The organism is Allobosea sp. FW305-C-101 (assembly GCF_058783685.1).
In genome coordinates this window covers 559,549-571,016 of the sequence record NZ_JBYSYT010000001.1, presented here as the reverse complement: position 1 = coordinate 571,016, position 11,468 = coordinate 559,549, and the positions used below count along the sequence as shown (strand labels likewise).

Below are 11,468 nucleotides of genomic sequence, written 5' to 3'. Positions count from 1 at the left end.
ATGGGTTGCGATTCCTGGTAGAATCAGTTTGCGAATGCTACGAGCGGAATTCCGCACGCTCCCTCTTGATTTGTGCGGAATTCCGCACAACGACTTGGCGATGAGCCGTTCCGGGCGCGATCCATGGCAGAGTGCCGCGACGCAGCGCTGGCTGGTCTTCGGGCTGGTCGTGGCGGCGCTGGCCGTCGCCTCGCTCTTCGCCGCCGGTGAGATCGGTCGCAGCCGCGCCGTCGCCGCGACCGAAAGCCGGGCGACCGATGGTGGCACGCTGGCGCTGGCGATCCTGCGCGGCGAGCTGGAGAAGCAGCGCGCGCTCCCGGTCATCCTGGCCCGCGATCCTGACGTGCGGCAGGCCCTGACCGGCGGCAGCCGCCATGGGCTCGACCTCAAGCTGGAGGCGATCGCGAAGGAAGCCCGCACGGCGGTGATCTATCTGCTCGGCCCGGACGGCGTCGCGATCGCGGCGAGCAACTGGAATGAGCCGACCAGCTTCGTCGGCAGCGACTACAGCTTCCGCGACTATTTCAGGGGGGCCGTCGCCAATGGCGCGGCCGAGCAATTCGCGCTCGGCACGGTCAGCCAGCGCCCCGGCCTCTACATCACCCGGCGGATCGAGGAGAGCGGCCGCAGCCTCGGCATCATCGTCGTCAAGGCCGAGTTCGACCGCGTCGAGGCGGATTGGCGCGCGCTCGGCGGCCAGACCTATGTCGTCGACAAGCGCGGCGTCGTGCTGCTCTCGACGGTCGAGGACTGGCGCTTCCGGGTCGAGGCGCCGCTCGATCCGGCCACCGCGGCCGCGATCCGGGATTCGCTCCAGTTCGGCACCGCGCCGCTGACCCTGTTGCCGCTGCAGGAGCGCGGCGATCTGGTTCAGGGCACGGGCGCCTTTGCCGGCCGCTCTATCCGCATCCGCCAGCCCGTCGCGACGACGGACTGGCTCCTGGAAGTGCTCCAGCCCGTCGATGCCGCGATCACGGCGGGGCGCTCGCAATCGCAGGCGCTGGCGGCGCTGCTGCTCATGCCGGGGGCGGCGCTGGCCGGTTTCGCGCTCTATCGCCGCCAGCGCAATCTTGTCCGGCAGGAGGCCGATGCCCGCTCCAAGGCCGAGCTGGAGGAGCGCGTCGTCGAACGCACGGCGGAGCTTGCCGGCGCCAATGAACGCCTCGTCGCCGAGATGGCGAAGCGCACCCGTGCGCAGGAGCGCCTGTCCAATGTCCGCGAGGAACTGGCCAAGGCTAACCGCCTGGCGACGCTCGGCCAGATCACCGCCGGCGTCGCCCACGAGGTCAACCAGCCGCTCGCGGCGCTACGGACCTATGCCGAGAACGCCCGCACCTTCCTCAAGCGCGCCGAGCCTGCGGATGCCGACGGCGCGCTGGTCCGCATCGTCTCGCTGACCGACCGGATCGGCGCGATCACCGAGGCCTTGCGCGGCTTCGCCCGCCGCAGCAAGGAGCCGTTGGCGCCTGTCCCGATCGGTACGATCATCGATGGCGCCCTGACCCTGCTCGAAGGCCCCTTGCGTCAGGCCGGCGTGACGCCGCTCGTCACCGTTCCGCCGGAGCCGGTCCATGTCATCGCCCGCCCGATCGAGCTGGAGCAGGTCTTCGTCAACCTGTTGCGCAATGCGATCGAGGCGCTGATGGAAGGCGGGCAGGGCGGCGAGCCTGCGCTGGCGATCACGGTCACGCCAAATGACGAGCGGGTCGAGATTGCGATCACCGATCGCGGCCCGGGCCTGTCGGAGCAGGCGCTGGCGCAGCTCTTCACCCCGTTCAGCACGTCGAAGCCCAAGGGGCTCGGCCTCGGGCTGGTGATCTCGCAGGACATGATCGTCTCCTTCGGCGGCACTTTGACCGCGACGAGCGTCCTTGGCGCCGGCGCCAACTTCGTCATCACTCTCGAAAGGGCGGCGGCATGAGCGATTCCGTGGGCTCCACCGCCGCGATCGAAGTCTCCTTCGTCGACGACGATCCCGATCTGCGCGACGCCAATGTGCAGGCACTGAGCCTCGCTGGCTTCCGGGCAGTGGCGCTGCCCTCGGGCGAGGCGGCATTGGAGCGGATCGGGCCTGACTATGCCGGCATCGTCGTCACCGATATCCGCATGCCCGGCATGGACGGGATCGAGCTGTTCCGGCGCCTGCGGGCGCTCGATCCCGATATCCCGGTGATCATAATCTCCGGCCATGCCGATATCGCCACTGCCGTCGGCGCGATGAGCGAGGGCGCCTATGACTTCATCGCCAAGCCCTATGCCGGCGAGCGCCTTGTCGAGACGCTCCGGCGCGCAGCCGAAAAGCGCGTGCTCGTCCTCGAGAACCGGCGTCTGCGGGCGCTGGCCGAGCAGGGCGAGGAGGGGACGGCGCTGATCGGCGAGACCGCCGCGATCACGCGTCTGCGCCAGACCATCCGCGAGCTTGCCGATGTCGATGTCGACGTGCTCGTGCTCGGCGAGACCGGCACCGGCAAGGAGGTCGTCGCCGGCCTGCTGCACCGGCTCGGCCGCCGCCGCGACAAGCCCTTCGTCGCGCTGAATTGCGGCGCGCTGCCCGACAGCGTCATCGAGAGCGAACTGTTCGGCTACGAGCCCGGCGCCTTCACCGGCGCGCAGAAAAAGCGGATCGGCCGCATCGAGCATTCCAGCGGCGGTACGCTCTTCCTCGACGAGCTGGAGAGCATGCCGCCCTCGGCACAGGTCAAGCTGCTGCGCGTTCTGGAGATGCGCGAGATCGCACCGCTCGGCTCGAACGACCTTCGGCGCGTCAATCTCAGGGTCGTGGCCGCGACCAAGACCGATCTCGGCGACCCCGCCCAGCGCCGCGATTTTCGCGAGGATCTCTATTACCGCCTGAACGTCGTGACGCTGCGCATTCCGCCCCTGCGCGAACGCCGCCGCGACATTCCGCTGCTCTTCACGCGCTTTCTCGCCCGCGCGGCGGAAAAGTATCGCCGGCCGGTGCCAGCGCTGGATCGGGCCGTCGAGCGCCATCTGGTCGAGAACGACTGGCCCGGCAATGTCCGCGAGCTCGTCCATTTCGCCGAGCGGGTCGCGCTCGGCCTGTCCAGCGACCTGCCGGCGCACACGAACCGCTCCGATGCCCCGGTCGCCAGCCTGCCCGATCGCCTCAATGCGATCGAGGCCAACCTGATCCGCGAGGCACTGGAAGCCAATCGCGGCGATGTCCGCGCGACGCTGGAGATGCTCGGCATCCCCCGCAAGACCTTCTACGACAAGCTCGCTCGCCACGGCATCGATCGTGCCGCCTATGCGATAGTGGATTAGGCGATGCTCACCCGAACAGCGCCTGCGGGTCCGGCGTATAGCGCCCCAGCTTGTCGCGATCGATCGTGACGCCGAGCCCCGGCAGGTCCGGGATCGTCAGCCAACCCTCGGCATCGAGCGCGAAGGGCTTCGCCAGGATGCCGTCGACATAGGGGCTGCCGCCGATGAACTCGACAAGATCGGCATCGGGAAAGGCTGAGGCCATCTGCAGGTCGGCGGCGAGGCCGAGCGCCGTGTTCCAGCCGTGGCCGACATATTTGATGCCGAGATCATAGGCCATCCAGGCGATGCGGCGCTGCTCCGAGATGCCACCGACCTTGGTGACGTCGGGCTGGACGATGTCGAGCGCGCCGGTCGTCAGCCAGGGAATGAAGCTCTGGCGCCGGGTCAGAACCTCGCAGCCGGCGATCGGCACGGGCGAGGAGCGGCGCAACTCGCGATAATCGTCGATGGCGTCGGGCCGCACCGGCTCCTCGAACCAGCCGACCTCGTAGTCCGCCAGCATCTGCGCGGTGCGCTTGGCCCATTTCAGCCCATGCGGCCAGAGCGCGTCGCTGGCGCCGGCATCGACGAAGAGCTTCGAGCGCTCGCCCGCCGCCTCGCGCGCCGCGCGCACGATCGCCTCGTCTAGCTTGACGTCGAGCGCCCGGCCGAACGGCCCCCAGCCGATCTTGAAGGCGCTGAAGCCCTTGTCGCGGTAGCTCGCGACGACGTCCTTCATCGCCGCCGGCTCCTCCATCAGCAGCGAGCAATAGGGTTGCACGCGCTCGCGATAGCGCCCACCGAGCAGGCGCCCGACGCTGAGACCCGTCGCCTGGCCGAGAATGTCCCACATCGCGATGTCGATGCCGCTGATCGTATGGGTCAACGTGCCGCCGCGCCCCATCCAGAAGGTGTTCTGGTGCAGCTTCTCGCTGACGAAATCGGGCGAGAGCGCGTCGGCGCCGAGAAAGAGCGGCTCCAGCACCTTGAGGCCCGCCTGCACGAGCCGGCCATCGGTGAAGACGCTGCCATAGCCGGTCAGCCCCTGGTCGGTATGCACGGCGATCAGCGCATGGATCGAATCCTCCGGCCGGATCTCGGCCGACCATCCGCCCTTCGGGCTTTCGCCGAACAGGGGAGCGGCCTCGATGCGGGTGATGCGGAAGGGCGGGAGCCCCGCCGTCCGCCCGGCTGCGCGCGTCTGGATCGGCTGGTCGTTCACGGCAAATCCCTTTCCTTGCGGCGCTGCGCGACGATGGCCTCGTAATCCATCGCGTGGTTCATGACGGTGATGTGCTCGTCGAGCGTGCGCGTGATCACCGCGATATCGCCGGCCTCGAAGGCCGCGAGCAGGTCGACATGCTCCTCGACCACGCCGGCCATCGGCTTGCCGAAGGTGGCGAGGCCGAAAATGATCGTGCATTGCGGCGCAAGCGTCTCCCACAGGTCGAAGGTGACGCTGTTGCCGCCGAGCCGGCAGAGTGCGCGGTGAAAGCCGGTATCGGCGACCGCGACGCCATAGGCGCTGCCGCGCGCCGCCATCAGCTCCATTTCGGCGACGGCGGCACGGAGTTCGTCGAGATGAGCCCCGCGATTGCGGCCGACTGCGACGGCACGCACCACGGCGCTCGCTTCCAGCGCGATCCGCGCCTCGATCAGGTCCGAGACGCGCTCGTTCGTCACCGGGCGGAGCCGAATGCCCTTGTAAGGCTCGCTGACCACGACACCCTGGCTTTCGAGCAGGCGCAGCGCCTCGCGCACCGGCACGCGGCTGACCCCGAGTTTGCGGGCGAGATCGACCTCGACGATCCGGTCGCCTGGCAGGATCAGCCCGGCCGCGGCGCCCGCGATGATCGCCTCGATCGCATGGTCGACGAGCGTCTGCGGCTGCAAGGGCTGCCAGTCGGGTCCTGAGCTTTTCGCTCGCTCCTGAATGGCCTTGTCAGTTGCCCGCACCTGCTCGCCCGTGTCCGTCATCCGGCTCTCTGCCTCTCGCTTGACAGGTCGTATGATCGTATACAATCATACGAAACGCAAGAGCGAGGAGGGGTTCGCCATGGCGTCGGAAAGTCGGATTCGGTGCGAGATCGACTTCGAGGCAGCGGGGCGGCAGGCCGGCTATTTGCGCGCGCCGCTCTCGCGCAACACCTCCGGCTGGGGCGTCGTCGAAATCCCCGTGATCAGCGTGAAGAACGGCTCCGGCCCGACGATCCTCTTCACCGGCGGCGTCCATGGCGACGAGTACGAAGGCCAGATCGCCGTCTCGCGCCTCGCCCGCAGCCTTGATCCGGCGAAAGTGCAGGGGCGGGTGATCATGATCCCGGCGCTTAACATGCCGGCCGTGCTCAACGATACTAGGCTCTCGCCGGTCGACAACCGCGACATGAACCGCTGCTTCCCGGGCAATCCGCGCGGCACCTTCTCGGAGATGCTGGCGCATTTCGTCGATACCGTCGTGCTGCCGCTGGTCAATGTCTCCGTCGATCTCCACACGGCCGGCCATTCCGGTGACTCGGCGCTTTCGACCAATATGCATTATGTCGCCGATGCGAAGCTGCGCGAGCGCACCATGGCAGCGGCGGCAGCTTTTGGGGCGCCCTACAATGTCGTGTTCTGGGGCGTCGACGAGGGCGCGACGCTGACCTCCTCGGTCGAGCGGCGCGGCATCCTCTCGCTCGGCACCGAGCTCGGCGGCTGGGGGCGGGTCAATGTCGAGGGCGTTCGCATCGCCGACCGGGCGCTGACCAATATCCTCAAGCATTGCGGCCTGATGGACGGAAAGCCCGACACGACGCAGCGCGACGGCTCGCCCGGCACCCGCCACATGATGGTGCGTGATGCCGCGGGCTATTCCTTCGCGCCGACTGGGGGACTGTTCGAGCCGCGCAACGTCGTCGGCGACATCTGCCGGGCCGGCGATCTCGCGGGCTACCTGCATTTCATCGAGGACATCGACCGCGACCCGCTGGAGGTGCGCTACCGCCGCGACGGGGTGCTCTGGATGTCCGCCGGCCCGGGCCGCGTCCAGCGCGGCGATGCGGTTGCGGTGCTGATGGAGGATTACGACGCGGCGCGCGCCGCCGCCTGACCAAGCTTACGCCTGAACCACAACGTGCCTGACCATCAATCCTGAGGGGACAAGAACATGGCAAAGCACATCATTTTCGGCGCCGCCCTCGCGGCCGCGCTCATGCTGGGAGGGGCTCAGAACGCGCTCGCCCAGCGCAAGGGCGGCGACGTCGTCATCGGCATCAGCCAGGCGCCGCCTTCGCTCGATGCGCAGATCACCTCGGCGCAGGCCTCGCGCAACGTCACGCTCCATATCTTCGAGACGCTCTATGCCCGCGACGAGAACGCCAAGCCGGTGCCGGAGCTGGCCGAGGGCGTGACGGTCTCGCCCGACGGCAAGACCTATGTCTTCCCGATCCGCAAGGACGTGACCTTTCATAACGGCAAGAAGCTCGATGCCGCCGATGTCGTCGCCTCGCTGGAGCGCTACCGCAAGGTCGGAGCCTCACCGGCGCTGGTCGCCGCCATCGACACGATCAAGGCGAGCGGCGAGCACGAGGTCACGGTCACGCTGAAGCAGGCGCAATCGACCTTCCTCGACAATCTCTCCTCGCCGCGCGCCCCGATCGCGATCTATCCGGCGAGCGAGGCCGCCAAGGAAGCCGGCAAGATCGAGGTCATCGGCACCGGCCCCTACAAATTCGTCGAGTACAGGCCGGACAGCCACGTCAAGCTGACGCGCTATGACGGCTATGCGCCCAATCCGAAGGGCACCGGCCGCGACGGCTTCGCGGGCAAGAAGGAAGCCTTCCTGGATACGGTGACCTTCCGCTTCATGCCGGAAGGCGGCGCCCGCAGCGCCGCGCTCGAAGCCGGCCAGATCCAGTTCAACGAGACCGTCGACGGCCCGACCGCCAAGCGCCTCGGCACCGACAACCGCTTCACCATCCACAAGATGGTGCCGTTCGGCCTGCAAGTGATCAAGTTCAACCAGGCCCAGGCTCCGGCCAATGACGTGAACTTCCGGCTGGCTGTCCAGGCGGCGCTCGACATGGAGGAGATCATGGCGATCTCCTATGCCGATATCTACCAGATGGACCCGAGCTGGCTCTATCCCGGCTCCGCATTCCATTCGACTGTCGGCAGCGACAAGTACAACAAGAACGACGTCAAGCTTGCCAAGGAGCTTCTCGCCAAATCCTCCTACAAGGGCGGCAAGGTCACCTTTATCACCGACAATCTGCGCCCCAATGTCGACACCGCGACGCTGGTCCAGCAGAAGCTGAAGGAGATCGGCGTCGAGGTGGACATCTCCGTCGCCGACTGGCCGACCGTCTCGAAGATCGGCTTCACGCCGACCGGCTGGACCTTCTGGACCCACGGCTTCGGCATCGAGCCCTATGAAGGTCCGGGCTCGGTGATGGCGCCCTGGGTCAACGGCCTCTCGCAGCAGGCCAAGGACCCGGAGATCGACCGCATCGCCGCTGCCTTCAACGCCGAGATGGACGAAGCCAAGCGCAAGGCCCTCTTCGACGCCTTCCAGAAGCACATGTACGATGCGGCGGTGGCGATGAAGGCCGGCAATTACGGCATCTTCCAGGCCTCGACGGCCAAGCTCAAGAACTTCAAGCCCTATCGCATCCCGCGCATGTGGGGCGTCTGGCTGGAGCCTTGAGGGCAAGCGGTCGATGACGGCCGTCATAGGCTTCGACCGTCGCCATATTAGCTGTGTCATCCCGGACAAGCCGCGCAGCGGCGCCGATCCGGGATCCATTCCTGAACCTTTGCTGGAAGCGTTCCGGAATGGATCCCGGGTCTCCCTTCGGTCGCCCGGGATGACGCGCACTTATCAGACCTAAGGCCTAACGCTCGAAAGGAGGGCGGCATGGGGCATTTCCTGATCCGCCGGCTCGCGGGCGCCTTTCTCGTGCTCGTCCTGGTCTCGCTGATGTCGTTTGCGCTGATCTGGCTGGTGCCGGGCGATCCGGCCGCGGCCTTTCTCGACGCCTCGGCGACGCCCGAGCAGGTCGCCAAGCTGCGCAGCGCGCTCGGGCTCGATCTCTCGCTGCCGCAGCAGATGCTCGGCTGGTATGGCCGCATCTTCAGCGGCGATCTCGGCCAGTCGATCCTGCTCAACCGCTCGGTCACGGCCGCCCTGATCGAGCGGTTGCCGGTCACGCTTTCACTGGCGGCATTGGCGCTCGCCTTCGCCGTATTCTTCGGCGTCGCGGCCGGCATCGTCGCCGCCGTCAATCACAACCGCTGGCCCGATCAGGCGGTGATGACCACGGCCTTGCTCGGGCTTTCGGTGCCGGATTTCTGGCTCGGCCTCGTCATGGTTCTGGTCTTCGCGGTGTCGCTCGGCTGGCTGCCGAGCGGCGGCTTCACGCCCTTCATGGAATCGCCGGGTCAGTGGCTGCGCGGCATGATCCTGCCGGCGCTGACCCTGGGGCTGGTGCAGGTCGGCTTCATCGCCCGGATGGCGCGCGCCTCGATGCTGGACACGCTCTCGCAGGACTATGTCCGCACCGCCGATGCCAAGGGGCTGGCCAAGCTCCATGTTGTCCTGCGCCATGCCCTGCCCAACGCGATGATCCCGATCCTCACTGTCATCGGCATCGTCTCAGGCGCTCTGCTCGGCGGCGCGGTCATCGTCGAGCAGGTCTTCTCGATTCCCGGCATCGGCCGCCTGATCGTCGGCGCCATTGCCTCGCGCGACTTTCCGGTTCTGCAGGGCGGCCTGCTCTTCCTCGCGGTCGTCTATCTCGCGATCAACCTCGTCGTCGACATCCTCTACGCCGTGGTCGATCCGCGGGTGAGGCTGGCCTGATGCAGCGCACGCCCCTCATTGGCCGCGCCGTCTGGGGGCGCCTCTTTCGCAACCGCTCCTTCGTGATCGGGGCCGTACTTGTGCTCGTCATGGTCGCGGTCGCGCTCTCCGCCGACTGGCTCACGCCCTTCGACCCGCTCAAGAGCAATGTCCGCGCGCGGCTCGCGGAGCCCAGCGCCGTGCACTGGTTCGGCACCGATCATTTCGGCCGCGACATCCTCTCTCGCGTCATGATCGGCGCCCGCATCTCGCTCGCCATCGGCGCCTTCACCGTGGTGCTGGCCGGCATCGCCGGCACGCTCTGCGGCGCCATCGCCGGCTATTTCTATCATCTCGATCAGCCGATCATGCGGATCATGGACGCGCTGATGGCGTTTCCGTCGATCGTGCTGGCCATGGTCGTCTCGGCGGTGCTCGGCGCCTCGCTGACCAATGTCGTGATCGCGCTCGCCATCGCCACGACGCCGCATACGGCCCGCATCGTCCGCGCCTCGGTCCTCATCGAGAAGGAGCAGGAATATATCGCCGCCGCCCGCTCGATCGGCGTCGGCGAATGGACCATCCTGTTCAAGCATGTGCTGCGCAACGTCGCCGGCCCGCTGATCGTGCGCCTGACCTATGTCTTCGCCATAGCGGTGCTGGCGGAAGCCGCGCTCTCCTTCGTCGGCGCCGGTCCGCCGCCGCCGGCCGCCTCCTTCGGCTCGATCATCGCCCAGGGGCGCGACTTCATGCGCGAGGCGCCCTGGATCACGGTGTTTCCGGGCCTCGCGATCATCGCCTGCGTGCTCGGCCTCAACCTGCTCGGCGACGGCCTGCGCGACGTGCTCGATCCCCGCCTGAAATTCTGACCCGCCGGAGCCGCCCGATGAAGCGCATCCTGATCGCCGACTGCAAGCAGGAGATTTCCTCCTTCAATCCGCTGCCGTCGCATTACGAGAACTTCCTGATCCACCACGGTGACGGCCTCTACGTCCAGCGCGGCCAGAACCAGGAGCTCGGCGGCGCGCTCGCGGTCTTCGAGGCGAGGCCCGATATCGAGATCGTGCCGACGATCTGCGCCCGTTCCGGCAGCGCCGGGCCGCTCTCGGCGGAAGGCTGGAAGACGCTCTCCGACGAAATCCTCACCGCGATCTTCGCGAAGCTCGATCGCATCGACGGCATCTATGTCTCGCTGCATGGCGCGATGGGCGCCGATGGTGAACTTGACCCGGAGGGCTATCTGCTGGAGAAGCTACGCGAGCGCGTCGGGCCGGACATGCCGATCGTCATCTCGCTCGACCTGCACGGCATCCTGACCGACCGGATGCTCCGCAACGTCGACGGCTTCGCGATCTACTGGACCTACCCCCATGTCGATTTCGCCGATACCGGGCGCCGCGCCGCCGAATTGCTGCTGAAGCTGATGGCTGGCGGGATCAAGCCCGTCGCCGCCCGCGTCGTCATTCCCGCCTTGGTCCGCGGTGACGAGCTCATCACAAAGACCGGCTGCTATGGCGAATTGCTCGCCGAATGCCGCCGACTGGAGGAGGAGGGGCGGGCGCTCGCAGCCGGCATCATGATCGGCAACCCCTTCACCGATGTGCCCGAGCTCTGCTCGCAGGTGCTGATCCTCACCGATGGCGACAAGGCGACCGCCGAACGCGAGGCGGTCCGGCTGGCCGAGGAGTTCTGGCCCTTGCGCTTCCGCATGCAGGGCAAGCTCGTCCCGCTGGAGCGCGCCATCGCGCAGGCACGCAGCATCGACGGCCCGGTGATCTTCACCGATGCCGCCGACGCCACCTCGTCCGGCGCCTCCGGCGACAGCAACGCGATCCTCGCCGCTTTGCGCAAGGCCGGCTACGGCAAGCGGGTGCTGGCCCAGATCGTCGACGCGCCGGCCGCGGCTGCGGCCCACAAGGCCGGCGTCGGCGCGACGATCGAGGTCACGCTCGGCGGCTCGATCGATCCCGCGCGCTTCCCGCCGATGAGGGTGACCGCCAAGGTCAAGCTGCTCTCGGATGGCGAGGCTGCGCTCGAGACGATGAAGGCGCCGCTTAGCGCCGGGCCGACCGCGGTTCTGACCCGGGACAATGTCACCGTCGTCGTGATGAGCCGCTCGGTCAGCCTGTTCGACCGGGCGATGTACTATGCCAACGGCATTGACCCGACCGATTTCGACCTGATCGTGGTGAAGTCGCCCCACACCGAGTTCCACATGTTCGACCAGTGGTGCGCGCGGAACTTCAACATCGACGCGCCCGGCGCGACCTCCGCCAATCTGAAGAGCCTGGGCCACACCATCTGCGCCCGGCCGATCTATCCGCTCGACGAGGGCGTCACCTTCGCGCCTCGCGCCACGATCTACGAACTGTAAGGAGAAGAC

At 67.4% G+C, this 11,468-nt stretch carries 9 protein-coding genes; 7 read left to right on the top strand and 2 right to left on the bottom strand.

Features of this window, described 5'->3' with window-relative positions; genetic code table 11:
* Window positions 1–100 precede the first annotated feature (100 nt).
* Both AC3WMA_RS02675 and AC3WMA_RS02670 read left to right on the top strand, forming a co-directional pair.
* Window positions 101–1,921 carry a sensor histidine kinase gene (locus AC3WMA_RS02675; protein WP_492283857.1) on the top strand — a complete coding sequence of 607 codons (1,821 nt, stop codon included), beginning with the start codon at window positions 101–103 and terminating at the stop codon, window positions 1,919–1,921.
* Complete coding sequence (locus AC3WMA_RS02670) at window positions 1,918–3,285, top strand: sigma-54-dependent transcriptional regulator (protein WP_492283856.1); 1,368 nt, start codon at window positions 1,918–1,920, stop codon at window positions 3,283–3,285. Before AC3WMA_RS02675 ends, AC3WMA_RS02670 begins: the two co-directional genes overlap by 4 nt.
* 7 nt (window positions 3,286–3,292) lie before the next feature.
* On the opposite strand, the gene AC3WMA_RS02665 is transcribed toward AC3WMA_RS02670, so the two are convergent.
* Window positions 3,293–4,489: a mandelate racemase/muconate lactonizing enzyme family protein gene (locus AC3WMA_RS02665; protein ID WP_492283855.1), complete on the bottom strand. Its 1,197-nt coding sequence runs from the start codon at window positions 4,487–4,489 to the stop codon at window positions 3,293–3,295.
* Complete coding sequence (locus AC3WMA_RS02660; RefSeq protein WP_492283854.1) at window positions 4,486–5,244, bottom strand: GntR family transcriptional regulator; 759 nt, start codon at window positions 5,242–5,244, stop codon at window positions 4,486–4,488. The genes AC3WMA_RS02665 and AC3WMA_RS02660 overlap by 4 nt, the downstream gene beginning before the upstream one ends.
* 79 nt (window positions 5,245–5,323) lie before the next feature.
* Here AC3WMA_RS02660 and AC3WMA_RS02655 point away from each other — a divergent pair, with 79 nt between their 5' ends.
* The 5 genes from AC3WMA_RS02655 to AC3WMA_RS02635 all read left to right on the top strand — a co-directional run bounded on the left by AC3WMA_RS02655 (window position 5,324) and on the right by AC3WMA_RS02635 (window position 11,459).
* Complete coding sequence (locus AC3WMA_RS02655) at window positions 5,324–6,355, top strand: succinylglutamate desuccinylase/aspartoacylase family protein (protein WP_492283853.1); 1,032 nt, start codon at window positions 5,324–5,326, stop codon at window positions 6,353–6,355.
* A 57-nt stretch (window positions 6,356–6,412) separates the two neighbouring features.
* Window positions 6,413–7,951: an ABC transporter substrate-binding protein gene (locus AC3WMA_RS02650; RefSeq protein ID WP_492283852.1), complete on the top strand. Its 1,539-nt coding sequence runs from the start codon at window positions 6,413–6,415 to the stop codon at window positions 7,949–7,951.
* Between the two features lie 210 nt (window positions 7,952–8,161).
* A complete protein-coding gene (locus tag AC3WMA_RS02645) occupies window positions 8,162–9,106 on the top strand; it encodes an ABC transporter permease (RefSeq protein ID WP_492283851.1) in 945 nt (314 codons plus the stop codon).
* Entirely contained in the window at window positions 9,106–9,954 is an 849-nt protein-coding gene (locus tag AC3WMA_RS02640) for an ABC transporter permease (protein ID WP_492283850.1), read from the top strand. The genes AC3WMA_RS02645 and AC3WMA_RS02640 overlap by 1 nt, the downstream gene beginning before the upstream one ends.
* 17 nt (window positions 9,955–9,971) lie before the next feature.
* Complete coding sequence (locus AC3WMA_RS02635) at window positions 9,972–11,459, top strand: M81 family metallopeptidase (RefSeq protein ID WP_492283849.1); 1,488 nt, start codon at window positions 9,972–9,974, stop codon at window positions 11,457–11,459.
* Window positions 11,460–11,468: the final 9 nt, after the last annotated feature.

Coding starts and splice junctions, on each gene's coding strand:
- AC3WMA_RS02675 (WP_492283857.1), top strand. CDS start 101: ATGAGCCGTTCCGGGCGCGATCCATGGCAGAGTGCCGCGACGCAGCGC.
- AC3WMA_RS02670 (WP_492283856.1), top strand. CDS start 1,918: ATGAGCGATTCCGTGGGCTCCACCGCCGCGATCGAAGTCTCCTTCGTC.
- AC3WMA_RS02660 (WP_492283854.1), bottom strand. CDS start 5,244: ATGACGGACACGGGCGAGCAGGTGCGGGCAACTGACAAGGCCATTCAG.
- AC3WMA_RS02655 (WP_492283853.1), top strand. CDS start 5,324: ATGGCGTCGGAAAGTCGGATTCGGTGCGAGATCGACTTCGAGGCAGCG.
- AC3WMA_RS02650 (WP_492283852.1), top strand. CDS start 6,413: ATGGCAAAGCACATCATTTTCGGCGCCGCCCTCGCGGCCGCGCTCATG.
- AC3WMA_RS02645 (WP_492283851.1), top strand. CDS start 8,162: ATGGGGCATTTCCTGATCCGCCGGCTCGCGGGCGCCTTTCTCGTGCTC.
- AC3WMA_RS02640 (WP_492283850.1), top strand. CDS start 9,106: ATGCAGCGCACGCCCCTCATTGGCCGCGCCGTCTGGGGGCGCCTCTTT.
- AC3WMA_RS02635 (WP_492283849.1), top strand. CDS start 9,972: ATGAAGCGCATCCTGATCGCCGACTGCAAGCAGGAGATTTCCTCCTTC.